Annotated in this window: 23 protein-coding genes; 15 read left to right on the forward strand and 8 right to left on the reverse strand. The window is 58.9% G+C overall.

Features of this window, described 5'->3' with window-relative positions; translation table 11 throughout:
• Window position 1: 1 nt before the first annotated feature.
• Complete coding sequence (locus KGB25_RS12025) at window positions 2-1,210, reverse strand: ammonium transporter (protein ID WP_192227862.1); 1,209 nt, start codon at window positions 1,208-1,210, stop codon at window positions 2-4.
• A gap of 305 nt (window positions 1,211-1,515) precedes the next feature.
• Here KGB25_RS12025 and KGB25_RS12030 point away from each other — a divergent pair, with 305 nt between their 5' ends.
• The 9 genes from KGB25_RS12030 to KGB25_RS12070 all read left to right on the forward strand — a co-directional run bounded on the left by KGB25_RS12030 (window position 1,516) and on the right by KGB25_RS12070 (window position 12,992).
• Window positions 1,516-1,830: a YqjD family protein gene (locus tag KGB25_RS12030; protein ID WP_008030332.1), complete on the forward strand. Its 315-nt coding sequence runs from the start codon at window positions 1,516-1,518 to the stop codon at window positions 1,828-1,830.
• Between the two features lie 2 nt (window positions 1,831-1,832).
• A complete protein-coding gene (locus tag KGB25_RS12035) occupies window positions 1,833-2,222 on the forward strand; it encodes a phage holin family protein (protein WP_223415847.1) in 390 nt (129 codons plus the stop codon).
• Window positions 2,219-2,560, forward strand: a complete 342-nt coding sequence (locus KGB25_RS12040) for a hypothetical protein (protein WP_223435042.1) — start codon at window positions 2,219-2,221, stop codon at window positions 2,558-2,560. The genes KGB25_RS12035 and KGB25_RS12040 overlap by 4 nt, the downstream gene beginning before the upstream one ends.
• A 124-nt stretch (window positions 2,561-2,684) precedes the next feature.
• Window positions 2,685-3,848, forward strand: a complete 1,164-nt coding sequence (locus KGB25_RS12045) for an EAL domain-containing protein (protein ID WP_008044374.1) — start codon at window positions 2,685-2,687, stop codon at window positions 3,846-3,848.
• 69 nt (window positions 3,849-3,917) lie between these two features.
• Window positions 3,918-5,246 (forward strand): deoxyguanosinetriphosphate triphosphohydrolase, encoded by a 1,329-nt coding sequence (locus KGB25_RS12050; protein WP_008044371.1) that lies wholly within the window; start codon window positions 3,918-3,920, stop codon window positions 5,244-5,246.
• Window positions 5,247-5,421: 175 nt separating this feature from the next.
• On the forward strand, window positions 5,422-5,814 hold the full coding sequence (locus tag KGB25_RS12055; RefSeq protein WP_008044369.1) for a response regulator: 393 nt from the start codon (window positions 5,422-5,424) through the stop codon (window positions 5,812-5,814).
• A 250-nt stretch (window positions 5,815-6,064) separates the two neighbouring features.
• Window positions 6,065-6,691, forward strand: coding sequence for a response regulator transcription factor (locus KGB25_RS12060; RefSeq protein WP_008030344.1), 627 nt, complete (start codon window positions 6,065-6,067; stop codon window positions 6,689-6,691).
• Between the two features lie 8 nt (window positions 6,692-6,699).
• Entirely contained in the window at window positions 6,700-9,999 is a 3,300-nt protein-coding gene (locus KGB25_RS12065) for a transporter substrate-binding domain-containing protein (RefSeq protein ID WP_223435043.1), read from the forward strand.
• A 50-nt stretch (window positions 10,000-10,049) separates the two neighbouring features.
• Entirely contained in the window at window positions 10,050-12,992 is a 2,943-nt protein-coding gene (locus KGB25_RS12070) for an HD domain-containing phosphohydrolase (RefSeq protein ID WP_223435044.1), read from the forward strand.
• Here the strand turns inward: KGB25_RS12070 and KGB25_RS12075 are convergent, their stop codons facing one another.
• Entirely contained in the window at window positions 12,993-13,475 is a 483-nt protein-coding gene (locus KGB25_RS12075; RefSeq protein WP_008030351.1) for a GAF domain-containing protein, read from the reverse strand.
• Window positions 13,472-14,362 (reverse strand): ATP-binding protein, encoded by an 891-nt coding sequence (locus KGB25_RS12080; protein WP_008030353.1) that lies wholly within the window; start codon window positions 14,360-14,362, stop codon window positions 13,472-13,474. Before KGB25_RS12080 ends, KGB25_RS12075 begins: the two co-directional genes overlap by 4 nt.
• A 165-nt stretch (window positions 14,363-14,527) precedes the next feature.
• Here KGB25_RS12080 and KGB25_RS12085 point away from each other — a divergent pair, with 165 nt between their 5' ends.
• Window positions 14,528-16,849 (forward strand): response regulator, encoded by a 2,322-nt coding sequence (locus KGB25_RS12085; protein WP_317850744.1) that lies wholly within the window; start codon window positions 14,528-14,530, stop codon window positions 16,847-16,849.
• Here the strand turns inward: KGB25_RS12085 and KGB25_RS12090 are convergent.
• From KGB25_RS12090 to msrB, 3 genes are all read right to left on the reverse strand, one after another.
• The gene (locus tag KGB25_RS12090; RefSeq protein ID WP_008030355.1) at window positions 16,833-17,294 is read right to left on the reverse strand and encodes a MarR family winged helix-turn-helix transcriptional regulator; all 462 of its coding nucleotides are present in this window, start codon (window positions 17,292-17,294) and stop codon (window positions 16,833-16,835) included. The genes KGB25_RS12085 and KGB25_RS12090 overlap by 17 nt on opposite strands.
• On the reverse strand, window positions 17,291-17,776 hold the full coding sequence (locus KGB25_RS12095) for a glutathione peroxidase (protein WP_008030357.1): 486 nt from the start codon (window positions 17,774-17,776) through the stop codon (window positions 17,291-17,293). Before KGB25_RS12095 ends, KGB25_RS12090 begins: the two co-directional genes overlap by 4 nt.
• Before the next feature lie 189 nt (window positions 17,777-17,965).
• Entirely contained in the window at window positions 17,966-18,361 is a 396-nt protein-coding gene (gene msrB, locus KGB25_RS12100) for a peptide-methionine (R)-S-oxide reductase MsrB (RefSeq protein ID WP_207285752.1), read from the reverse strand.
• Between the two features lie 226 nt (window positions 18,362-18,587).
• Between msrB and KGB25_RS12105 the strand changes: the two genes are divergently transcribed.
• Together KGB25_RS12105 and htpX are read left to right on the forward strand one after the other, a co-directional pair.
• A complete protein-coding gene (locus tag KGB25_RS12105) occupies window positions 18,588-19,799 on the forward strand; it encodes a pyridoxal phosphate-dependent aminotransferase (protein ID WP_008030363.1) in 1,212 nt (403 codons plus the stop codon).
• Between the two features lie 318 nt (window positions 19,800-20,117).
• Window positions 20,118-21,005, forward strand: a complete 888-nt coding sequence (gene htpX, locus KGB25_RS12110; protein WP_008044359.1) for a protease HtpX — start codon at window positions 20,118-20,120, stop codon at window positions 21,003-21,005.
• A 198-nt stretch (window positions 21,006-21,203) separates the two neighbouring features.
• On the opposite strand, the gene KGB25_RS12115 is transcribed toward htpX, so the two are convergent.
• Complete coding sequence (locus tag KGB25_RS12115) at window positions 21,204-21,860, reverse strand: thiopurine S-methyltransferase (protein ID WP_223435046.1); 657 nt, start codon at window positions 21,858-21,860, stop codon at window positions 21,204-21,206.
• A 102-nt stretch (window positions 21,861-21,962) separates the two neighbouring features.
• On the opposite strand from KGB25_RS12115, the gene KGB25_RS12120 reads away from it, so the two are divergent.
• Window positions 21,963-22,730 (forward strand): DODA-type extradiol aromatic ring-opening family dioxygenase, encoded by a 768-nt coding sequence (locus KGB25_RS12120; protein WP_223435047.1) that lies wholly within the window; start codon window positions 21,963-21,965, stop codon window positions 22,728-22,730.
• A gap of 29 nt (window positions 22,731-22,759) precedes the next feature.
• Here the strand turns inward: KGB25_RS12120 and KGB25_RS12125 are convergent, their stop codons facing one another.
• Complete coding sequence (locus KGB25_RS12125) at window positions 22,760-23,473, reverse strand: UTRA domain-containing protein (RefSeq protein ID WP_008030372.1); 714 nt, start codon at window positions 23,471-23,473, stop codon at window positions 22,760-22,762.
• 349 nt (window positions 23,474-23,822) lie between these two features.
• Between KGB25_RS12125 and KGB25_RS12130 the strand changes: the two genes are divergently transcribed.
• Entirely contained in the window at window positions 23,823-24,887 is a 1,065-nt protein-coding gene (locus KGB25_RS12130; protein WP_223435048.1) for an ABC transporter substrate-binding protein, read from the forward strand.
• Window positions 24,888-25,028: 141 nt separating this feature from the next.
• Entirely contained in the window at window positions 25,029-25,835 is an 807-nt protein-coding gene (locus tag KGB25_RS12135) for an alkaline phosphatase family protein (protein WP_223435049.1), read from the forward strand.
• The last annotated feature ends 5 nt before the right edge of the window (window positions 25,836-25,840 follow it).

Here is a 25,840-nt window from a genome sequence, read left to right on the forward strand (position 1 = left end):
CTCAGTCCTGGCTCACGGCGCCGATCTTGTGCACCGACAGGTCCGCGCCGTAATACTCTTCTTCCTGACTCAGGCGCAGGCCATGGAACGCCTTGATCACGCCATACACGGTAAAGCCGCCGGCCAGCGCCACGACCACCCCGAGGGAGGTTCCGATCAACTGACTGACCAGGCTCACCCCACCCAGGCCACCCAGTGCGCTCTGACCGAAAATGCCACAGGCGATCCCGCCCCAGACACCGCACAGACCGTGCAACGGCCAGACACCCAATACGTCATCGATGTGCCATTTGCCTTGCGCAGCGGTAAAGCACCAGACAAACAGCGCCCCGGCGATGGCGCCGGTCACGAGCGCGCCGACCGGGTGCATCAGATCGGAACCGGCGCAGATCGCCACCAGCCCGGCCAGCGGGCCGTTATGCAGAAAGCCCGGGTCATTGCGCCCGACGATCAGCGCTGCCACGGTGCCGCCCACCATGGCCATCAGCGAGTTCACCGCGACCAACCCGCTGACACCCTGCAGGGTTTGCGCACTCATCACGTTAAAACCGAACCAGCCCACAATGAGAATCCACGAGCCCAGGGCCAGGAAGGGAATGCTCGACGGTGCGAACGCCACCAGGCGTCCCTCGCGATAGCGACCTTGCCTCGGCCCGAGCAACAACACCGCTGCCAGCGCCAGCCAGCCGCCCATGGCATGGACTACCACCGAACCGGCGAAATCATGGAAGCTGGCACCAAAGCGCGCCAGCAACCAGGCCTGCAAGCCAAAGTTGCCGTTCCAGATCATGCCTTCGAAAAAGGGATAGATGAACGCCACGATCAACGCCGTCGCACACAACTGCGGAACGAACCGGGCGCGCTCGGCGATGCCGCCGGAAATGATTGCCGGTATGGCTGCGGCGAACGTCAGCAGAAAGAAAAACTTCACCAGGCCATAGCCATGATCGGCATTGATCACCGCCGCCGGTTGCATGAAGGTGACCCCGTAGGAAATCCAATAGCCTATAAAGAAGTAGGCAAGGGTCGAAATGGCGAAGTCGCTGAGGATCTTCGACAAGGCGTTAACCTGATTCTTCTGTCGAACCGTGCCGACTTCGAGAAAGGCAAAACCGGCGTGCATGGCCAAGACCATGACTGCACCGATCAGAATGAACAACGTGTTGGAGCTATGGACCAGACTGTCCACAGCGCTTTGCAGATTTTCCATGGAGTTGGCAGACCTGAAGGCTAAAAAAGCACCAAAGCAGTTCGCGCAGACAATTCATGCACCAAGTTGCAACTTCGCCGGATCAGTCCATTGATCCCGATGAGTCACTTTGGCGCACAAGGTTGGAACCTTTGCGCGAGGTTTCATTATTTGAGATAAGGTTTTGCTCGATTCTTGCCCAGCAACAGCGCAAACACGCGGGCTGACGCACCACGACATAGCAAAAGTTGTACCAGTCATTTGTACTGAACCTTCGCGCAAGGCTCATACTCGAACGCAACAGAAGCCACTTACGGAGATCACCAATGGCCAGCATCAAGGCAAAGACTGCTCAAGAAATCCTGATGAACGACTTCCAGACCCTGGTCAGCGACACCGAGCGGTTGCTGGAACACACCGCCACATTGGCCGGTGATCAGGCGGATGAGTTGCGCGAACAGATCCACGACAGCCTGCTGCGTGCACGCGAAACCTTGAAACTGACTGAAGACTCCCTGCGCGAACGCGGCAAGGCCGCCGTCACCGCCACTGAAGACTATGTTCAGGCCAACCCATGGCAATCGGTCGGGATCGCGGCCGGCGTGGGTTTCCTGATCGGTCTGCTGGCAACACGGCGCTGATTATGGCGATCGGTGAATCCGGCTCGTCCGAGACGGGCCCAAGCTCCTCATCGCGGCGCCTGGGTGCCGCTTTCCTTGGACTGCTGCACAGCCATGTCGAACTGTTCGGCATCGAATTGCAGGAACAAAAAGCCCGCACCGTCAGCCTGTTGCTGTTCGCAGGCCTGGCGCTGGTGTTTGCCTTGCTGTTGCTGGTGGGGTTGTCGACGCTGGTGTTGATCCTGTTTTGGGACACCTATCGCCTGCCCGCCATCATCGGGCTCTGCGTGTTCTACACCCTCGCGGCCATCTTCTGCGCGATGCGCTTGAGAGCAGCGATTTTCGATGAATCCTCGCCCTTCAATGGCACCCTGGAAGAACTGGCCAACGATCGGGAGCGCCTGCTGCCATGAGCCTGCCTGAACTGCCTCACAACAGCTCGCGCACGGAAATGCGCAAGGCGCTGATCCGTCTGCGCATGGAGATGCATCGCCAGGAAATCCGTCACGAATCCGCGCAACTGCTGCAACCCTTGCAACGTGTGCGCGGGATGACACAAAACCTGCAAGACGGCTTCGGCATCAAGCACGCCCCGCTCTGGGGCGTAGCGGCCGTGACCCTGCTGGGCTTTTTGACCGGCAAGGGCGCCAAGAGCGGTGGCGTCAGCACCCTGACTCGACTGGTTCGGCTAGGCACCACGCTGGGGCCGCTGATCAAGCTGATCCTGCAAGGCAACTCGCCCAAACACTGAAGCCACTAGCTGGCTGCATTCTTGCAACATCTCCGGGATGAACCTCTTTATCGAGGGGTTCAAACCTGCGCGCCTACCCGGCATCAGGTTTAATCCAAAAACAAGACCTTACTAAGGAGGCCTCGTGATCGACGGGCAACCGCTCGCCTGCTTTCAGCCGTTCATCGATACCGCCACCGGCCGTATCGCCGGCGTCGAAGCACTGGGCCGACTGCGTCAGGCCGACGGTCAATTGGCCTCGGTGGGTCCACTGTTCGCCGACCCGAGAACACCCGCCATCGCCCTGCGTCGCCTGGACCGCCAGATCCGCGATAACGCCCTGAGCCGTTTGCATGAAGCGCCCCCGGAGTGGTTTCTCAGCCTGAACATGTCACCGCGCTGGATCAGTCGCTTGCGCGCGGACCAGGCACTGCCGAGCCTCAAGCAATTGAGCCGGCACGGCGTCGACCCGCAGCGAATCGTGTTCGAGATCACTGAACTGGGCGGTGACATCCAGCGTCTGGCTGACGTGGTGGCGCGATACCGGCACGCCGGTGCGCGAATCGCCATCGATGATTTCGGTGCCGGTTACTCACAGCTTGATCGCGTGCTGGCCCTGCAACCGGACATTCTCAAGCTCGACATGCGACTGTTCCAGGCCGCGGCGTTGGGCGGCCCCAGCAGCGACGTGGTCAAGGCCCTGGCGCAAATGGCGGAGAAAACCGGGTGCTGGATCATTGCCGAAGGGGTGGAAACCGAGGCTCAATTGAATTTTGCCCTGGAGTGCGGATCGCGCTATGTGCAGGGTTTTCTGTTCGCCCGTGCGCAGGCTGACTTCTTCGCCACCGACGCCTTCGTCGAGCGCTTCGCCCAGCTGCGTCAGCGCTATGTACAGCAAAAACTGACTGAGCGCGGTCGCCTGATGAGCATGCGCCAGCAACTTTGCGAGCTGATGGCGATTCTGCAAGCCTGGGCCCAGGCCAGCGCACCGCTGAGCGCATTGCCACAATTGGACGCCTTTCCCTGGCTCTTGCGTTTCTATCAATGCGACCGCCACGGCACCCAACTGACGCCCAACCTCGAATGGCGCAACAGCGGCTGGGAAGCCGACGATCGCTACCTGGGCCATAACTGGTCATGGCGTCCGTACTTTTATCATTTGCTGGCGGAGGGTTGGGATGAGCGCCGACTGACGCTTTCCAACACTTACCGCGACGCCACCAGCAACCAGTACTGCCTCACCGCCGGGCAATTTTTCGCCAACGGCGAGCGACTGCTGCTCATCGACATCGACGCTGCGGGGCTGTAGTTCCGCTTGCAGGTCCTGACGCGAACCGGGAAGCTTAAGGCATCAGTCACCTGACGGAGAGAATCAGCCTTGGATTGGCAAACCCTGCTTACCCGCGAACGCCTCGGAAAGCCGCTGCACAGCCCGGAAGAACTCGGCCGCAGCCCTTTCCACAAAGACCACGACCGCATCATTTTCTCGGGAGCGTTTCGCCGCCTCGGACGCAAGACCCAGGTGCATCCGGTCACCAGCAACGATCACATCCACACGCGCCTGACCCACTCGCTGGAAGTCAGTTGCGTCGGCCGCTCGCTGGGCATGCGTGTCGGTGAAACCATCCGCAGCGCCCTGCCCGACTGGTGCGAACCCAGTGATCTGGGCATGGTGGTGCAATCCGCTTGCCTGGCCCACGACATCGGCAACCCGCCCTTCGGCCACTCCGGCGAAGACGCGATCCGTCACTGGTTCCAACAGGCTGCCGGCCGCGGCTGGCTGGATGCAATGAGCGAAGCCGAACGTAATGACTTCCTCAACTTCGAAGGCAACGCCCAAGGTTTCCGGGTGCTCACCCAACTTGAGTACCATCAGTTCGATGGCGGTACCCGGCTGACCTACGCCACGCTGGGCACTTACCTGAAATACCCATGGACGGCCATGCACGCCGATTCGCTGGGTTACAAGAAGCACAAATTCGGCTGCTATCAGAGTGAGTTGCCGCTGCTGGAGCAGATCGCCCATAAACTCGGCCTGCCGCAACTCGAAGAGCAGCGCTGGGCCCGCCATCCGCTGGTCTATCTGATGGAGGCCGCCGATGACATCTGCTACGCGCTGATCGATCTGGAAGACGGTCTGGAAATGGAGTTGCTGGAGTACGCTGAAGTCGAGTCCCTGTTGCTGGACCTGGTCGGCGACGATCTGCCGGAAACCTATCGCCTGCTCGGCCCGAGTGACTCGCGCCGACGCAAACTGGCGATCCTGCGCGGCAAGGCCATCGAACACCTGACCAACGCCGCCGCCCGCGCTTTTGTCGAGCAACAGGATGCATTGCTGGCCGGTACACTGCCCGGTGATCTGGTGGAGCACATGCACGGTCCGGCCAAGCGTTGCGTACTGAATGCCAAGGACATGGCGCGCAAGAAAATCTTTCAGGACAAGCGCAAGACCCTGCACGAAATCGGTGCCTATACCACGCTGGAAATCCTGCTCAACGCCTTCTGCGGCGCAGCCCTGGAACAGCACAACGGGCGGGCGCCTTCGTTCAAGAGCCGTCGCATCCTCGATTTGCTGGGTAACAACGCGCCAGACCCTCACGGGCCATTGCACACGTCGTTCCTGCGCATGATTGACTTCATCGCCGGCATGACCGACAGCTATGCCAGCGAAATGGCCCTGGAGATGACCGGACGTTCGAGCCACTGACGAGAGCAGGTTGATCAGCCATTACGCCACCTGAAATGGCTGATCAGCCTCCCAACGCCCAAGTGCACTCAACGCTCGCTGAATCGCCCTACACCTCACGTCGAGCAAGCTGATCGATTACTCGGAATACTCGCGAAATAATCACGCGTCCCAGAGACGAAGCGTGAGTAACTCCATGTTCAAAGACGACCTGCGCATCCTGCTGGTGGAAGATCATCCCTTTCAACTCAGGGCAACTCAGTACCTGCTTGAAAGTTACGGCTTCACTCAAGTGACCACCACCGACAGTGCCAAAGGCGCGTTGCAGCAAATGTTCAGGGCTGTGCAACCGTTCGATATTCTATTGTGCGATCAATGTTTGCCCGACCTTCCCGGACTTGATCTTGTCCAGTTCGCCAGTCATCGAGGAATGATCAGGCAGGCCATACTGTTAAGCAGCCTGAGTTGTACAGAACTTGATGAAATTGAGAAAACAGCCAACGAGCGGGGGCTACCCTTACTTGGTTATTTGATCAAACCCTTGAAACAATCCGAATTCAGAAACTTATTGACCTTGGCCTCATTATAAAAACAGCACAAGTGCGATAACTGCTTTTCGATACACAACTTGAAAACAACAAACAAAAACTCCCAACAGACTGACTGACCACACGCAACTTCCAGCCATCTTCATTAAAAACCTAGTTGATTCGTAGCCCCTTTCCTATTCGTTTGTAGGATTATTCCTATATTGCTGCTTGAGGTCCGTCAGTTCATGCGTCCCCTCAACTATCTGAGCTAAGGTGCGCGCTTTATTAGAGCTCGTATGGGATTTGATTATGAACTCCGTTTTTATTGTCGACGATCACCCCGTCATCCGTCTCGCCGTCCGAATGTTGCTGGAGCACGAAGGCTACAAAGTCGTCGGCGAAACCGACAATGGGGTCGATGCCATGCAGATGGTTCGCGAATGCATGCCCGACCTGGTCATTCTCGATATCAGCATTCCGAAACTGGATGGTCTCGAAGTTCTCGCCCGCTTCAACGCGATGAGTACCCCCCTGAAAACACTGGTATTAACTGCACAATGCCCGACACTTTTCGGTATTCGCTGCATGCAGTCCGGTGCTTCAGGTTATGTATGCAAACAGGAAGACCTGAGTGAACTGGTGAGTGCTATCAAAGCAGTATTGTCCGGTTACAACTACTTCCCGAGCCAGGCCCTGAATCCTGTTCGCGGCGATGAGGTGCGCTGTGCAGAACTGGAACTGTTCAAGTCAGTCAACGACCGAGAGCTGATGGTGTTGCAACTTTTTGCCCAGGGCCGCACCAACAAGGAAATTGCCAAAGGCATGTTTCTCAGCAACAAGACTGTGAGCACCTACAAAAAAAGACTCATGCAAAAACTCAGAGCCAAATCCCTGGTTGAACTCATCGAGATGGCAAAACGTAACGCATTGGTGTGAGACACAGGATGCCCAGTCGCATAAAGGATTATCTGCTACTCATGGCCGCCGCATGCCTGACCTCTTCGGTGCTTGCCGCACAGCCAGCCAGCGAGCACTACAACCTGCTCAGTCGCTCAACGGCCGGACACCTGGACGTCCAACTGGATCAAGCACAACAACAATGGATCACCGGTAAACGGCAACTGATTCTCGGCACGTCAGCGCCGGACTACCCACCTTTCGACCTGACCGTCAGCGGCCAGGATTACGAAGGTTTCACCGCCGATTACGCGGGCCTCCTCGGCAAGGCCATCGGTTTGCCGATCAAGGTGCAGCGCTTCGCGTCCCGAGGGGCTGCGATCAAGGCGCTCGAAAAAGGCGAGGTCGATCTGCTCGGCACCGCCAATGGCTTCGAGGCTCACAACGCCGATATCGTGCTTTCAACCCCCTACGCCGTGGACCAGCCGGTTCTGGTGACACGGGAAGGAGAAACCCGATCCCTGACCGACGGCCTCGCCGGTCTGCGGTTGAGCATGGTGTATCACTATTTGCCGCTGGAGGAAGTCCGGGCCCTGTATCCCAAAGCCGTTATCACGTCTTATCCGTCCTATCAGAATGCAATCAATGCCGTGGCTTTCGACCAGGCTGACGTCTTCCTCGGCGACACCATCTCGACCCACTACATGATCAACAAGGGTTACCTGAACAATATCCGCATGGCCAACTTCGGCAAACACGAGGCCCACGGATTCAGTTTTGCCGTGCATAAAGACAACCCGGAACTGCTCGCAATCATCAACGCGATGCTCATGGCCATCCCCGCCAGCGAGCGGGAAAACATTGCCGAACGCTGGAGTGCCGGCAGCGACATTCTGCTCACCGACCAGAAACTGCAGCTCACCCACCTCGAAGAACGCTGGCTCGCGCAACATCCGGTGGTGCGCGTGGTGGTCAATGAAGCCTATGCACCGCTGACGTTTTTCGACAGCGATGGCAACTTTCGCGGCGTTACCGCAGACCTGCTTGAACTGATCAGATTGCGTACCGGCCTGCGCTTCGATATCCGACGCAGCCGAAGCGATGACGAGATGATCAAACAGATCAAAGATCATCAGGCCGACGTGATCGCCGCCCTGCTCCCCAGCGATGAACGTGAAACGATCCTGAACTTCACCCGTCCCTATCTGCAAAACTCCTTTGTGTTGCTGACGCGCAAAGCCGCCGACAGCCCGACCAACCTTGAGCAACTGCAAGGCAAGCGCCTGACCATCGCCCAAGGCAATCCACTGGTGGATTACCTGCGTCGGGAGTTCCCGCGAATCAAGCTGATAGAGACGCCAGACACGTTCAGCGCGGTTGAGTTGCTCGCCGAAGGCAAAGCGGAAGGTGCGGTGAACTCACTGGTGATCGCCAACTACTTCATGTCATCGCGTCTCTTTGAACACACGCTTCAGATCAGCACCACCATCGGCACCCGCCAGGCCGCGTTCTCGCTGGCGACCGGGCAAGACGCCAAAGAACTCAACGCCATCCTCAACAAGGCGCTGCTGAGCATCGCGCCGGAAGAGCTCGGCATCATCAACAGCCGCTGGCGTGGCTATTCGGCTTCATCGCAAAGTACCTGGCGCAACTACCAGCGATTGTTCTATCAGATCGTTATCGGTGCCGGCGTGCTGCTGCTGATTTCCGCGGCGTGGAACGCTTACATGCGTCGCCAGATAAAACAACGCCAGGCGGCTGAGCGTGCGTTGAACGATCAATTGCGTGAACGGCGGCAACTGTTCGACGAGCTGCGCTGCGCGAAAGATCGCGCCGATGAAGCCAACCGGGCCAAAAGCACGTTCCTGGCGACCATGAGCCATGAAATCCGCACCCCGATGAATGCCGTCATCGGCATGCTCGAACTGACGCTGAGGCGGATCGATCGCAACCATCCGGATCGCCCGGCCATCGACGTGGCGTACAACTCGGCGAAGGACCTGCTGGCACTGATCGGGGACATTCTCGACATCGCCCGCATCGAATCCGGGCGCTTGAGCCTGAGCCCGCAACGCGTCAATCCGCTTGAAATCATCGGCTCGGTTGCAAGGATCTTCGATGGGCTGGCCCGCCAGAAAAACCTCGATCTGCGACTTGAGTTCAACCCGGCCAACCCGCCCGTCGGTGTCCTGCTGGACCCAATGCGTTTCAAGCAGGTGCTGTCGAATCTGGTCAGCAACGCCATTAAATTCACCGAGCAAGGCGAGGTCAGAATCACCGTTGAGTTGCTCCCGGGCACCGAGCCCGGGCACATCCGGATGCTGTTGCTGGTTGAGGACAGCGGCATCGGTATCAGCGAACAGGATCAGCAACGCCTGTTCGAACCTTTCGCCCAGGCCAATGACCACGGGCAGGCCGGCAGAGGCGGCGCCGGGTTGGGTCTGGTGATCAGCCGAAGCCTGTGCGAAATGATGGGCGGCAGCCTGCATTTGAGCAGCCAGCCGGGGGTAGGTACGCAGGTTCAGGTTTCGCTGCACCTGGCCACAGTCCCCGTCGAACAGGTGCCGAAAGCTGCTGAAGTGCCCATCCACACGACGACGCCCTTGAACGTTCTGGTGGTCGACGATCACCCGGCCAATCGCTTGCTGATGTGTCAGCAACTGGAGTTTCTGGGGCATCGATTCAGCGTCGCAGAAGACGGCGAAGCTGGACTGGAAGCGTGGAAAAACGGGCTGTTCGATCTGGTGATTGTCGATTCCAACATGCCGATCATGAACGGATACGAGCTGACCCGCGCCATTCGCCGCCATGAACAGCATTCGAAACGACCGCCCTGCACCGTGCTCGGCTTCACCGCCAACGCACAGCCCGAAGAGCTACTGCGCTGCAAACAAGCCGGGATGGACGACTGCCTGTTCAAGCCACTGACGCTGACCGCGTTGAGCGAATGGGTGGCCGGCATCAAACCGCCCGTTCGCGATCCCGCCTTCAGCCTGCAAGGTCTGCACCTGTTGACCGGTGGCAATCCCGTGATGGACAGGCGATTGTTGACCGAGCTGCAGAGCAGTAACCGCCAGGACCTGCTAGCGCTGCGGGCATTATCCCGGTCAAAAGACCCGCGGGCTTTTCTCGACATCGCCCACAAAATCAAGGGCGCCGCGCGCATTGTCCAGGCCACCCGTTTGATGGACAGCTGCGAGGCGCTTGAGCAGGTCTGCCTTGGCGTCTTCCATCAAGAAGAAGTGGCGCAATGCTGCAAAGCCATGGAGCGCGCCATGCTTGAACTGGAACAGGCATTGCAGCAACAAATTGGACAAAACGACAAAAGCAGAATGACGGAGCCTTAACTATGCTTGGTCGCTGAGCAGTGTGTTAAACATCATGGAGAGACCCCGCAATGACCAGCCCACTGCGCCCGGATCAACGACGGTTTCCCCTGCACGTCCATATCAGCGTGATGTTCACCTTCCTGTTGCTGCTGACTGGCGTGGTGCTGGGCATTTTCAACTATGGGCAAACCACGCAAATCATTCTGTCCAGCAGTGAGAAGCTCTTCGAGCGCATCGAGCAAGATGTCCGCCTGGACCTGCACGCCACCTATGGGCCCATTCGCCATCTGTTGAGCCTGTTGGTGTTCAACCCGGCGGCGCAGGCGCCTGACCTGGAGCAGCGCCTGGCATTGCTCAAACCCTTCAGCCAGTCGCTCAAGGACAATCCTGACCTGGCCTCGCTGTATCTGGGCTACGACAACGGTGATTTCTTCATGGTTCGCCCCTTGCGAACCGCCACCCTGAAAGCGCTGCTCAAGGCCCCGGACAAGGCGGTTTATCAAGTCTGGAGCATCGAGCAAAACCGCGGCCCGGTGCATTCCCAGTCATTGTTTTTCGATCAGGACCTGAACCTCCTCAGCCGTCACGACAACCCCGACGACACCTACGATCCGCGCACCCGCGCCTGGTACTCCAGCGCTCGCGGCGACAGCGATCAGATCACCACCGAGCCCTACCTCTTTTTCTCCACCCGCAATATCGGCACCACCCTCGCCCGGCGCAGCGGCGAGCACGCCATCATGGGCGCCGACCTGACCCTGGCGGAACTGTCCGCGACGCTGGCCAAGCACGTTGTAACCCCCAATACCGAAATCGTGCTGTTCGATGCCCAGGGCAATGCCATCGCATACCCCGACAGCAACAAACTGATCGTCGACGATCAGACCGCACGCTTGAGCAAGGCTGCCGACCTGAGTCCCGGCCTCGGCGCATTGCTGAACAACCCGCCAACAGGCAATCGGCTGAGGGCCGCCGGCCGGCAGTGGATCGTTGCCCGCAGCAGCATGCAGGAAGGTGGTCCGCAGGGGCTGCAACTGGCGCTGCTGGTACCGGAAGACGAATTGCTCGCCGATGCCTACCGCATGCGTTGGCAGGGCGCGCTGATTACGCTGGCCACGTTGCTTTTGTGCCTGCCCTTGGGCTGGTTGACCTCCAGAATTCTGGTCACCCCCCTGCGTGCTCTGGTGCAGGAAGCCGATGCGATTCGCAGTTTCAATTTCAAATTTCCGGCCTCCCGTCGCTCTCCGGTACTCGAAGTCGACCAACTGAGCGTGTCGATGGCGCGCATGAAAGACACCCTGGCGAGTTTTTTCCGGATCACCGACAGCCTGAGCGCCGAGACCCGGTTTGCCCCCTTGCTGGAAAGGGTGTTGTTCGAAACCGTGAAAATCGGACAGGCCCAGGCGGGCCTGATCTATCTGCGGGAAAATGACGGCGATCGCATGACACCTCACGGTCTGGTCATCAACGACATTTCACAGGCATTGCCCTCATTCGACATTCGCAGCCATGAACTCCAGGACCCACAGAGCCCTGCCTGGCTACAGCAGCTGTCGCATGCCGACAACGTGGTCACCAGCCTCGGTTTCGAACAGGTGGGGGATTTGCAGAAAGTGTTGCTGGCGATGGAATGCCCGCGAGTGCATCTGATCGGTATCCGCCTGCACAATCGCCATAACGAAACCGTGGGCCTGCTGGTCCTGTTGCTGGCGGACAGCGGCGATCAAAGTGATCTGGAAAAACTTCGTCCGGACCGTATCGCGTTCCTTCAGGCTGTGTCCGGCGCGGCGGCCGTGAGTATCGAAAGTCAGCGCCTGCAAGCCAAACAGAAGCAACTGCTGGACGCGTTCATTCAACTGCTGGCCGGCGCCATTGACGCAAAAAGTCCCTACACCGGAGGTCATTGCCAGCGAGTGCCGGCGCTGACGTTGATGCTCGCCCAGGCTGCCGCGGCGAGTCAGGACCCGGCCTTCAGCAGTTATCAACCGACCGAGGACGAGTGGGAGGCGCTGCACATCGCCGCCTGGCTACATGACTGCGGCAAGGTCACTACGCCGGAGTACGTGGTCGATAAAGCCACCAAGCTGGAAACCCTGAACGACCGCATCCATGAGATCCGCACCCGCTTCGAAGTACTAAAGCGCGATGCCTGGATCAGCTACTGGCAAGCCATTGCCCTGGGCGGTGACGAGCAGCACCTTGCGGAGCTGCGCGATGCCACTCTGGCGGCGCTGGACGATGATTTCGCGTTTGTTGCCCGCTGCAATCTGGGCGGCGAGGCGATGGCCGAGTCCGATTTGCAACGCCTGCGCAACCTGGCCCAGCGCACCTGGACCCGAACCCTTGATGACCGGCTGGGCGTTTCCTGGGAAGAGAACCGGCGTCAGGCGCGAACATCGGCGCCAACCCTGCCGGTCAGCGAGCCGCTGCTGGCGGACAAACCGGAGCACCTGTTCGAACGCGCCGAAGGCGAGCTGATGCCGGAAGACAATCCCTGGGGTTTCAAACTCGATGTGCCCCGCTACAAGTACAACCGGGGCGAACTCTACAACCTGAGCATCGCCCGAGGCACGTTGACGCGCGAGGAGCGTTACATCATCAATCACCACATGGTGCAGACGATCCTGATGCTCAGCCACCTGCCCTTCCCCGGCCACCTCAACAACGTCGCGGAAATTGCCGGCGGCCACCACGAAAAAATGGACGGCACCGGTTATCCAAAACAGTTGAAGCGCGAGGAAATGAGCCTGCCGGCGCGGATGATGGCGATTGCCGATATTTTCGAAGCGCTGACCGCCGCCGATCGTCCCTACAAGAAAGCCAAGCCGTTGAGCGAAGCACTGGGCATCATGGCCACCATGTGCCGTGACGCCCACATCGACCCGGAACTGTTCAGGCTGTTCATCAACGCCGAAATCTACCGGCAATACGCCGAGCGATTTCTCGATCCGCAACAGATCGATGCCGTAGACCCGCCAGGCCTGCTGGCCAAGGCAGGCTTGAGGGGGTAATCAGCAGTCGGTCAGGCGCAGGAAGATGGCCGCCAGCTTTTCAATCCCGGCTTGATCATGTTCGGTGAAGCGCGCCAGTTTCGGGCTGTCGAGGTCCAGCACGCCGATCAGGCGGCCGTCCTTGACCAGCGGCACAACCAGTTCGCTGTTCGACGCGCTGTCGCAGGCGATGTGCCCGGGAAAGGCGTGCACGTCTTCGACCAACTGAGTCTGCAACGTCGCCGCCGCCGTCCCGCACACGCCACGACCGAACGGGATGCGTACGCAAGCGATCTGCCCCTGGAACGGACCCAGCACCAGCTCTTCATTGCGATTGAGGTAGAAACCGGCCCAGTTCAAGTCGTCGAGCTGGTTGTACAGGAACGCGGAAAACTGTGCGGCGTTGGCGATGAAATCACGCTCGTCCGCCAGCAAGGATTCCAGCTGCGCGTGCAGCATGCCGTAGCCTTCCAGGCCTTGGCCGCTTTGTTGTAAATCGATCATGCCTTGTGCTCCAACAGCTTGAGCCCGACCCAATAGCGGGCAAATTGATAGGCGCAACGTCCGTTGCGATTGCCTCGGCCGGTGGCCCAGCGCACCGCGAGGATGTCCAGTTCTTCGTCACGCTGCCACTTCAGGCCGGCCTTGTCGGCCAGTTGACCGATCCAGTGCTCGACCACATTAAGGAAGTGTTCCTGCGTAAACGGATAGAACGACAACCACAGGCCGAAACGGTCCGACAGCGCGATCTTGTCTTCCACAGCCTCGCTGGGGTGCAATTCGCCGTCGACCCTTTTCCAGTTTTCGTTATCGCTTTCCTTTTCCGGCACCAGGTGGCGACGGTTGGAAGTGGCGTACAGCAAAACGTTGTCCGGCGCCTGTTCGAGAGAACCGTCGAGCACGCTCTTGAGCACGCGATAGTCGCCCTCGCCCGCTTCGAACGACAGGTCATCGCAGAACAGCACGAAACGTTGGGGCAGTTTGGCGATTTGCTCGACCACACGCGGCAAGTCGGCCAAGTGATCACGTTCGATCTCGATCAGTCGCAGACCGGTCTTGGCGTGTTCGGCCAGCAGCGCGCGCACCAGCGACGATTTACCGGTGCCACGCGAGCCCCAGAGCAACGCGTGGTTGGCTGGCATGCCGTCGAGGAATTGTTGAGTGTTTCGACCCAGTTGCTCTACTTGGCGGTCAACACCGATCAGGTCGGACAATCGCGTATCGAGGCTGACCTGCAGCGGCAGCAGAAAACCGCTGCGCCCTTCCCTCTGCCAGCGTGCGGCCAGGCAATGCGTCCAGTCGATGGCTTGCCGAGGTGCGGGCAAGAGCGGTTCGATACGGGCCAGAACGGCATCGGCGCGTTCAAGAAAAGCATTCAATCGGGAATCCACGTCTTCTCCTCGGGCACGTTCACAGTAATGATGGCGCTACAGCGACGAAATACAGCATTCACAGACGTGTTCATCCCGTGCACAAGGGCTCGCGAGAACATCGGTATCCATGCATGATCGACTATGCTTGAGCAGCGAAGGGAAACGGAAGTGGTTCGACACCCCATGGATATCAAGTTCACCAACCGGCTGTCCTACAAGCAAGCCCGGCTTACCGTGCTGGTCGGTTTCATTCTGGGTACGCTGCTCAGCCTGCTGCAAATAGGCATCGATTATGCCAGTGAAGACGCCTCCATCAACCGTGAAATAGTGTCTTTGCTGGAAATCAGCCATAACCCTGCTTCGCGCATTGCCTACAACATCGACGCCGAACTCGCCCAGGAACTGACCCTGGGCCTGCTGCGTTCACCGGCGATCATCGCTGCGCAACTCACCGACAACAACGGCTCGGTGCTGGCCAGTGTCAAGCGCCCGCCATCGCAGAGCAGCTATCGGGTGATCAGCGACTTCCTGTTCGGTACCAACCGAGCGTTCGAAGACCGGCTGTATCTGGATCACTTGCCCAACGAATCCCTCGGCACCTTGCGCCTGGAAGTCGACACCTATTCTTTCGGTAACCGCTTCCTGCGTCGGGCCGAAGTGACCCTGCTCAATGGCTTTGCCCGCAGCCTGATCCTGACCGGTATCCTGCTGGCGCTGTTCTATGTGATGCTGACCAAACCGCTGGTGCGGGTTATCCGCGAACTCAGCAGCCGCGATCCGCGCAGTGTCGAACCGACCTGGCTGGAGTACCCGAGCGGGCATAAAAACGATGAGATCGGCGTGCTGGTCAAAGTTGCCAACCAGCAATTCGAGAACATTGCCACTGAAATCCAGCAGCGGCGCAACGCTGAAAACCGTTTGACCGATTACCTCGGGCAACTGGAAAACATCGTGTCGGCGCGTACCGCCGAACTCAAGGCGATCAACAGCCGGCTCAGCCAGTCCAACCAGGAACTGGAAGTCGCGCGCAGCACCGCCCTGGACATGGCCGAGGCACGCTCGGTATTTCTCGCCAACATGAGCCACGAGATCCGTACGCCCCTCAATGGCTTGCTGGGGATGATCGCGCTGTCCCTCGACGGCCCGCTCAATGCCGAGCAACAGCAACAACTGTCTATCGCCCATGACTCGGGCAAAGTGCTGGTGGAGTTGCTCAACGATATTCTCGACCTGTCGAAATTCGACGCCGGACAGCTTGAACTCGAACACATTCCGTTCGACCTCGGTTCGCTGATCGAGGACACCGCCAACCTGCTGTCGCAAAACGCGGCGCCAAGCGTCGAACTGACGTGCCTGATCGAACCGACATTCCCGGCGCTGGTGCTCGGTGACCCGACCCGGGTCCGGCAGATCGTCAGCAACCTGTTGTCCAACGCCCTCAAATTCACCCGTTTCGGCCGGGTCGATGTTCGCCTGTCGACGTACGAAGACGGCGTCAGAATCGAAGTCTGCGACACTGGCATCGGCATCGCCCAGGACGCTCAGGTCAAGATTTTCCAGCCATTCACCCAGGCCGGCGCCGGCATTACCCGACAGTTTGGCGGCACCGGGCTGGGGCTGGCGCTGACTTACAACCTCTGCGAAGCCATGCAGGGGCGCCTCACCATCAGCTCGGAAGCCGGTTTCGGCAGCCAGTTCTGCGCCGACCTGCCGCTGCCGAGCCACACCCGCGCCTTCGCCCCGGCAACGCTGCACGGCAACGTGATCGCGATCACCACCGCCAGCAGCGGCCTGGCGGAGCTGTTGAAGAGTCTGTTGCCGGGTTGGGGGCTCGACTATCAGCAGCGTTCGATCGATGACGCGATGATTGGTCTGAAGTCCGACGTGGTCATCACCGACTGCCCGGAATGCCTGTTTCGCCTGCGCCCCACCTGTACCGCACCGATTCTGCTGGTGACCGCTTACGGCAGTTTCATGCCCAGCGAACAGGCGAGCGCCCTGGCGCCGTTACAACAACAGGCCCGGCCTCTGGCGCGCAATGCGCTGTACCAGACACTGCGGCGAGTGTTGCAACCGGAAATCAACACCATCAACGATGCGCGACTGGAGGCGCTCACTCCCCAGCGGCGCGGACGGGTGCTGCTGGTGGAGGATAATCCGGTCAATCAATTGGTGGCCAAGGGCATGCTCGGCAAACTCGGCTGCGAGGTGATTGTCGCCGCTCACGGCGGCGAGGCCCTGGATCAACTGGAGCAAAGCGAATTCGATCTGGTGCTGATGGACTGCAACATGCCGGTGATGGACGGCTACGAAGCCAGTCGGCAAATCCGTCGCAGCGGTCGCTGGCCGCAATTGCCCATCGTCGCCCTGACCGCCAACGCCATGTCCGAGGAACGCGAACGCTGCCGTGCGGCGGGCATGAGCGATTACCTGGCCAAACCTTTCCGCCGGGAAGAACTGGCCGCCCTGCTGGACCTGTGGATGCCCGCTACGACAGTGCTTTGATTTGTCCCAACAAGTGGTCAAGCCCCTCGCGCAGATCATTCAAGCGATCCAGATCGACACCGCTGTCACACAACAGGCGGGCTTTGAGCGGCCCGACCTGATCGCGCAACGCCTTGCCCGTGGGCGACAGGCTCAGGTGCACTTCACGCTCATCCCGCGCTGAACGCTGTCGCTGCACCAGTTGCAGTTGTTCAAGTCGCTTGAGCAGCGGCGTCAACGTGCCGGAATCCAGCGCCAGGCGCTCGCCCAACGCCTTGACCGTCGGCTGCTCCGGCGCCGCCTCCTGCCATTCCCACAAAACCAGCATCGCCAGGTATTGCGGGTACGTCAGGCCGAGCTGATCGAGCATCGGCTTGTAAGCGCGGATCACCGCCCGGGAAGCGGCGTACAGCTTGAAGCAGAGCTGGCTGTCGAGCTTCAGGGAATCGACGGACAAGGTATTCATTTGAGCAGGGCTTCGATCTCGCGGCTGAGGTCTTGCGGCTTGGTCGCGGGAGCGAAGCGCTTGACCAGTTGGCCGTCCTTGCCGATCAGGAATTTGGTGAAGTTCCACTTGATGCCCTGAGAACCCAGAACACCCGGTGCGCGTTTTTTCAGCTGCACGAACAGTGGGTGGGCATCGGCACCGTTAACGTCGATCTTTTTGAACAGCGGAAAGCTGACACCGAAGTTCAGTTCACAGAACTCGGAAATCGCGCCTTCATTGCCCGGCTCCTGCTTGCCGAACTGGTTGCACGGGAAACCGAGCACCACCAGCCCTTGATCCTTGTAGGTCTGCCACAGTTCTTCCAGCCCTTTGTATTGCGGCGTGAAGCCACATTTGCTCGCGGTATTGACCACCAGCACCGCTTTGCCGGCGTAATCCGCCAGGGTCTTTTTCTCACCCTTGATGGTGGTGCAAGGGATGCTCAGCAGGTTGTCGCTCATGATTCGGACTCTCGAATGAAAGAAGATGAGGCAAACATAGCGAGCAATTGAATTGTGTGCAATTTAAATTATTGGATGCCGAATATCTGTAGGAGCGAAGCTTGCTCGCGAAGGCGTCTTAACATTCAACACTGATGTTGACTGACCCGACGCCTTCGCGAGCAAGCTTCGCTCCTACAAGGGCCCGCATCACGAACGCGGAACGAGATCCAGGCACACCGAGTTGATGCAATACCGCAGGCCGGTCGGCGGCGGACCATCCGGGAACACATGCCCCAGATGCGCATCGCATTTGGCGCAGACCACTTCGGTGCGGATCATGCCGTGGCTGACATCACGGATTTCAGTCATGGCGCTGTCGCCGATCGGCGCATAGAAACTCGGCCAGCCGCAGCCAGAGTCAAATTTGGTTTTTGAGTCGAACAGCGGCTCATTGCAGCAGATGCAGTGGTAAATACCGTCGGTTTTGGTGCCGTTGTACTTGCCGGAAAACGGCCGTTCGGTGCCCTTGAGGCGGCAAACGTTGTACTGCTCCGGATCGAGCATGGCCTTCCATTCTTCCAGGGTTTTTTCCAACTTTTCCATCATCACACCTCAGCAGCTGAAAAAGCCCGATCTGTACCTTTTCCACGGATCGGGCGGCACGTATGATTGCGCCTCGTCAAACGCCAGTCTGGCAGCCAGACCACGCGCATTCAAACGGATTTATGGGTGCTGCCTCTCAAGGCGCCAGGCCTGTGTGAATACGCAGGATTCCCAGTACGGTAGTTCATACACCGCCTGGATCGTTCATTTTCGGGAACACATCGCCATGCAGGTCAGCAAATCGAACAAGCTCGCCAACGTCTGCTACGACATTCGCGGCCCAGTGCTCAAGCACGCCAAACGCCTGGAAGAGGAAGGCCATCGCATCCTCAAGCTGAACATCGGCAACCCGGCGCCTTTTGGTTTCGAAGCGCCGGATGAAATCCTCCAGGACGTGATCCGCAACCTGCCGACCGCCCAGGGCTACAGCGATTCCAAAGGCCTGTTCAGCGCGCGTAAAGCCGTCATGCAGTACTACCAGCAGAAGCAGGTAGAAGGCGTCGGCATTGAAGACATTTACCTGGGCAACGGCGTTTCCGAGCTGATCGTGATGTCGATGCAAGCGCTGCTCAACAACGGCGACGAAGTGTTGGTGCCGGCTCCCGACTACCCGCTGTGGACCGCTGCCGTGAGCCTGTCGGGCGGTAACCCGGTGCATTACCTGTGCGACGAGCAGGCCAACTGGTGGCCGGACCTGGCCGACATCAAGGCCAAGATCACCCCCAATACCAAAGCGCTGGTGATCATCAACCCGAACAACCCGACCGGCGCGGTGTATTCGAAGGAAGTCCTGCTGGGCATGCTGGAACTGGCCCGTCAGCACAACCTGGTGGTGTTTTCTGACGAGATCTACGACAAGATCCTGTACGACGATGCCGTGCACATCTGCACCGCCTCCCTGGCCCCTGACCTGCTGTGCCTAACCTTCAACGGCCTGTCCAAGTCCTATCGCGTGGCGGGTTTTCGTTCCGGCTGGATTGCTATCTCCGGTCCGAAACACCACGCGCAAAGCTACATTGAAGGCATCGACATGCTGGCGAACATGCGCCTGTGTGCCAACGTTCCGAGTCAGCACGCGATCCAGACCGCCCTCGGGGGTTATCAGAGCATCAACGATCTGGTCCTGCCGCAAGGTCGCCTGCTGGAACAACGCAACCGTACCTGGGAATTGCTCAACGACATTCCCGGTGTCAGCTGCGTCAAGCCGATGGGCGCGCTGTATGCGTTCCCGCGCATCGACCCGAAAGTCTGCCCGATCCACAACGACGAAAAATTCGTGCTCGACCTGCTGCTGTCGGAAAAGCTGCTGGTGGTTCAAGGCACCGCTTTCAACTGGCCATGGCCGGACCACTTCCGCGTCGTGACCCTGCCGCGTGTCGACGACCTGGACATGGCCATCGGACGAATCGGCAACTTCCTCAAATCCTATCGCCAGTAATCGCTCTGGCCGCGTGCGACTTTTCCACGAAAGTCGCACGAGGATTAATTCAGCAACATATCTTTAAGCCTCGCCGTACATCCCCACTGCAATCGCTGCCCGGTAGCAAGCTTTGTGACCGCGTCCAACAATCACGGGGCCCGCAACGCGAATCGGCTGACAAACACTTCCCCTGCCCACGTCGGAAATGCCCTGCAAGCGACTAGACTGTTGCTGTAGGACACAGTTTGAAATAGTCACCCGGTTGAATAGCCCGTTGCAGCACCTTATATACCCCGCAGTACGCTACATCTTTAGCAAAAGGAGATTTCTACAACCATGATGCGCATCCTGCTGTTTTTGGCCACTAACCTGGCGGTCGTGCTGATTGCCAGCATCACCCTGAGCCTTTTCGGCTTCAACGGGTTCATGGCGGCCAATGGGGTTGATCTCAACCTCAATCAGCTGCTGATTTTCTGTGCGGTCTTTGGTTTCGCCGGCTCCCTGTTCTCGCTGTTCATCTCCAAGTGGATGGCGAAGATGAGCACCAGCACCCAAATCATCACCCAGCCGCGCACACGTCACGAGCAATGGCTGCTGCAAACGGTCGAGCAACTGTCTCGCGAAGCCGGGATCAAGATGCCGGAAGTCGGGATTTTCCCGGCCTACGAGGCGAACGCGTTCGCCACTGGCTGGAACAAGAACGATGCACTGGTCGCGGTCAGCCAGGGCTTGCTCGAGCGATTCTCGCCGGATGAAGTGAAAGCCGTTCTGGCCCACGAAATCGGTCACGTGGCCAATGGCGACATGGTCACCCTGGCGCTGATCCAAGGCGTGGTGAACACCTTCGTCATGTTCTTCGCGCGGATCATCGGCAACTTTGTCGACAAGGTGATCTTCAAGAACGAAGAAGGCCAGGGCATCGCCTACTACATCGCGACCATCGTCGCCGAACTGGTGCTGGGCATTCTGGCCAGCTCCATCGTCATGTGGTTCTCGCGCAAACGCGAGTTCCGTGCCGACGAAGCCGGTGCACGCCTGGCGGGCACCAACGCGATGATTGGCGCACTGCAACGCCTGCGTGCGGAACAAGGGCTGCCGGTGCACATGCCGGACACCCTTAATGCTTTCGGCATCAACGGTGGCATCAAACAGGGGTTCGCCCGCATGTTCATGAGCCACCCGCCGCTGGAAGAGCGTATCGACGCATTGCGTCGTCGGGGCTGACAGGCTCGGCACTAAAAGAAAAGGCCCGCAGTGATGCGGGCCTTTTTTTGTCTGCTTGATTAATGCGGTGTTCATCAGGACCTCTTCGCGGGCAAGCCTCGCTCCTACAGGATTTGTGTCGTTCACATAATCGGCGAATTACACAAAACCTGTAGGAGCGAGGCTTGCCCGCGAAGAGGCTGGTAGAAGCAGCATCAATTACCTGGCAGAAACCCGATAAACCCGCTCCTCAAGCCGCGTCACGCCGCTTTCGACGAATTTCCAGCTCTCACCCAGAACGTCCTGATCCTCCAGAATCTTCAACGACCACACAGCCCCGAACAACCGCTGCACTTCATCATCAAGCACGGCAAACGGCGGTCCGTCTTTTTGCGTCTGGTCGTAATCCAGCGTGATCAAAAGCCCCAACGCGTCCTTTGGCAAAATCCGGTTCAAATGAGCCGCGTATTGCTCGCGCATGGCCGGCGGCAGAGCGATCAGTGCCGCCCGGTCGTACAGGCCGGTGCAATCGGCAACATCGCCGGCAGTCAACTCGAAGAAATCACCACACCACAACTCGATCGAGCCTGCTCGATAGACCTTGAAGGGCCCCTGCTCAGTGACGTTCGGGTCAAAGTGATGTTCGCTGAAGAAATCTTCGACAGCCTTTTCCGACAGCTCAATTCCCAGGACTTCATGCCCCTGGTGCGCCAGCCACAACAAATCCAGACTTTTCCCACACAACGGCACCAGTACGCGCGCCCCCTCCTCCAGCCCCAATTGCGGCCAGAAACGTTGCAGATAAGGGTTCACCTGCGGCAGATGGAAGCCGATCTGATTCGACTGCCATCGCTTGTGCCAAAACTCCGGCTGCATAAATATCTCCGAAAATTCGATCAAAACACCCTAAAACTTATATTAGATTTAGATCAATGATCTGACTGAAGATGGGCCCATCTTACTCTCAGGAGCTCCTTCATGTTCCCCAGCCTTTATATCTCTCATGGCTCACCCATGCTGGCACTGGAACCCGGTGCCAGTGGGCCGGCGCTCGCGCGCCTGGCTGCCGAATTGCCGAAACCCCGGGCCATCGTGATTGTTTCCGCGCATTGGGAAAGCAATGAATTGCTGGTCAGCGGCAATCCACAGCCTGAAACCTGGCATGACTTCGGCGGCTTTCCCAAGGCGTTGTTCGAGGTGCAATACCCGGCACCCGGCGATCCACAACTGGCCGCTGAGGTTGTCGAGTTGCTGAAGCGCAGTGACCTGCCCGCTCGCATCGACAGCAAACGGCCCTTCGACCATGGCGTCTGGGTGCCGTTGTCGTTGATGTATCCGCAGGCGGATATCCCGGTGGTGCAAGTCTCGCTGCCCACACGCGGCGGTCCTGAGCTGCAAACCCGCGTTGGCCATGCCCTGAGCAGCCTGCGCGAACACGGCGTGCTGTTGATCGGTTCGGGCAGCATCACCCACAACCTGCGCGAACTGGACTGGCACGCCGGACCGGAAAGCGTAGAACCGTGGGCGAAGGTGTTTCGCGACTGGATGATCGAGAAACTTGAGGCCAACGACGAAGCCGCGTTACACGACTATCGCCAGCAAGCACCGAACGCCGTGCGCAACCACCCGAGCGATGAACATTTGTTGCCGTTGTACTTTGCCCGCAGTGCCGGCGGGGCATTCAGCGTCAGCCACCAGGGTTTCACCATGGGCGCGCTGGGCATGGACATTTACCGCTTCGGGTAATGAAAAACCGAGACCTGCGGCGGCCAGGCTCAGACCACATCAACACCGACATGGATCGCATCGTGCCGCCAGAACTCCAGGTCACAATCGATCAACCGTTCGTGTTGGTCGTAATTGACCCGGGCGATGCGCAATCCCGGACTGCCGACCGACACCCGTAACGCCGCCGCCGCATCCACCGACAACGCCGTCGGCACGATCTCGAAGCGCACCCGCCCGTAATGCAAATCGTAATGCCGCGCGTACAGCTCGGTGATCGACTGATTCAGATCAAACTCCAGAATCCCCGGGAAATACTGCGGATTGAGGTAGTGCTCCACGTACAACACCAGCCGCTCATCAATTCGCCGCGCGCGGCAGATCTGAATCACGCTCGACAAAGCCGGTAACTGCAACCAGGCACAGACCGCCGCCGACGCAGGCTGCAAGCGTGCCGAAATCACCTCGGTAGACGGCACCCGCCCTTGAGCGCTGACCATCGCGTGAAAGTGGCTGCGCTGCATCAGGTTGTAAGCCAGGCGCGGTGGCGACACGAACCAGCCCCGGCGCTCTTCGCGATAAATCTGCCCTTGGGCCTCCAGCTGCAACAACGCTTCGCGCACGGTAATGCGTGTCGTGCCGAACAACTCACTGAGCTTGCGCTCCGCCGGTAACTTGCTGCCAGGCGCCAACAGGCCGTGGTCGAGCTGTTCCTGAAGAACCTGCCCGATGGCTGTCACCGCTTTGGTTGTCTCGATGCGCATCAACGTTACCTATCTGGACTAGACCAGCACTGTTTCGGAGCAGAACCGTCATTTGAAACGACTCCGTCAACTTTCAGCAAGCCTAGGCACTGCACATGACTGACAGATGACAAAGGCGCTGAACGGTGCAGTCAAACGTGTGCAATTTAACGGCCAAGTCCTTTCATATCAGTTCTTTAGCCATGGTCTACGCTTACTCGCAAGCCTGAGCGTTGATCTGAAGAAAATGCAGACGGACCGCTGGTCGACATCAAAATGTCATCAGGGGCGCCTAGATTGGCTCAGGTATTGCTGACCTAGACCAACACAACCGCAATCGCAGCGTTGAAAACGCCCAAAGGAGCTTCGGATGAAAAAGCTTTTCCTGGCATCACTGTTAGGTTCGACCATTGCCATGTGCACCGCCGCCATGGCGGCTGATGATTTGAAAACCCTCGAAGCCGCTGCGAAAGCGGAAGGTGCGGTCAACAGCGTCGGCATGCCCGATGACTGGGCCAACTGGAAAGGCACCTGGGAAGACCTGGCCAAGATCTATGGCCTGAAACACATCGACACCGACATGAGCTCGGCACAGGAAATCGCCAAGTTCGCCGCTGAAAAAGACAACGCCACGGCCGACATCGGCGACGTCGGTGCAGCGTTCGGCCCTATCGCGGTCAAGCAAGGCGTGGTCCAGCCGTACAAGCCAAGCACCTGGGATCAGGTGCCTGCCTGGGCGAAGGATAAGGACGGCAACTGGGCACTGGCCTACACCGGTACCATCGCGTTCATCGTCAACAAAAAGCTGCTGCACGGTTCGCAAGCGCCGACCAAATGGGCCGACCTTAAAACCGGTAAATACAAAGTATCCATCGGTGACGTGAGCACCGCGGCTCAGGCCGCCAACGGCGTTCTGGCGGCTGCACTTGCCAACGGCGGCGACGAAAAAAACCTCCAGCCTGCCCTGGCGCTGTTCGCTGACATTGCGAAACAAGGCCGCCTGTCCATGGCCAACCCGACGATTGCCACCATGGAAAAGGGTGAAATCGAGGTCGGCGTGGTCTGGGACTTCAACGGTCTGAGCTACAAGGCCAAGATGGCCAATCCGGATGACTACGTGGTGTTGATCCCCTCCGATGGTTCGGTGATTTCCGGTTACACCACCATCATCAACAAATACGCCAAGAACCCGAACGCCGCCAAACTGGCTCGTGAATACATCTTCAGCGATGCCGGTCAGATCAACCTGGCCAAGGGTAACGCCCGTCCGATCCGTGCCGAGCACCTGACCCTGCCAGCCGAAGTCCAGGCCAAGCTGCTGCCGAATGAGCAGTACAAAAAGGTCACGCCGATCAAAGACGCGGATGCGTGGGAAAAAACTTCCAAGGCTCTGCCGCAAAAGTGGAACGAAGAAGTCATCGTCGAGATGAAGTAATGCTTCATTTGTAGGAGCGAGGCTTGCCCGCGAAGAGGGACTTTAATTCAACAGTTATGTTGACTGAAAGTACGCTTTCGCGAGCAAGCTTCGCTCCTACAGGTTTCTACGATATTTCCAGTCTCCCGGAGTCCCGCCCCTATGAAGCACAACGTCATCCTTGTCGTGCTCGACGGCCTCAATTACGAGGTTGCGCGCCACGCCATGGGGCACCTGCAGGCTTACGTCGGCGCAGGACGCGCGGCACTCTACAAACTGGAGTGCGAACTGCCGGCCCTGTCCCGTCCGCTGTATGAATGCATCCTGACCGGCGTCACGCCGATCGATAGCGGCATCGTTCACAACAACGTTTCGCGCCTGTCCAACCAACGCAGCATTTATCACTACGCCAGCGAAGCGGGCCTGAAAACCGCAGCAGCGGCTTATCACTGGGTCAGTGAGCTGTACAACCGTTCGCCGTTCGTGGCCGCCCGGGACCGTCACACCGACGCCCCCGAATTGCCGATCCAGTACGGGCACTTCTACTGGAACGATCACTACCCGGACTCGCACCTGTTCGCCGACGCAGAACACCTGCGCCTGCGCCACGCACCGAATTTTCTCCTGGTGCACCCCATGAACATCGACGACGCCGGGCACAAGCACGGCCTCGACACCGCGCAATACCGCAACAGCGCCCGCTCGGCGGACATTATTCTCGCCGACTACCTGCAAGACTGGCTCGACGCCGGTTACCAGGTGCTGGTGACCGCCGACCACGGCATGAACAACGACCGCTCCCACAACGGCCTGTTGCCGGAAGAACGCGAAGTGCCACTGTTCGTGCTCGGTGACGCCTTCAGCTTCAACGCCGGTGCCGAACCGAAACAGACAGACATCTGCGGCACCGTCTGCGAACTGCTGGGCGTGGCCCACGACAAACCAGTGTGCCGGGAGCTGCTCAAGTGAATGCC

The sequence above is a fragment of the Pseudomonas sp. BF-RE-21 genome, assembly GCF_019947305.1.
Taxonomy (GTDB): domain Bacteria; phylum Pseudomonadota; class Gammaproteobacteria; order Pseudomonadales; family Pseudomonadaceae; genus Aquipseudomonas; species Aquipseudomonas migulae.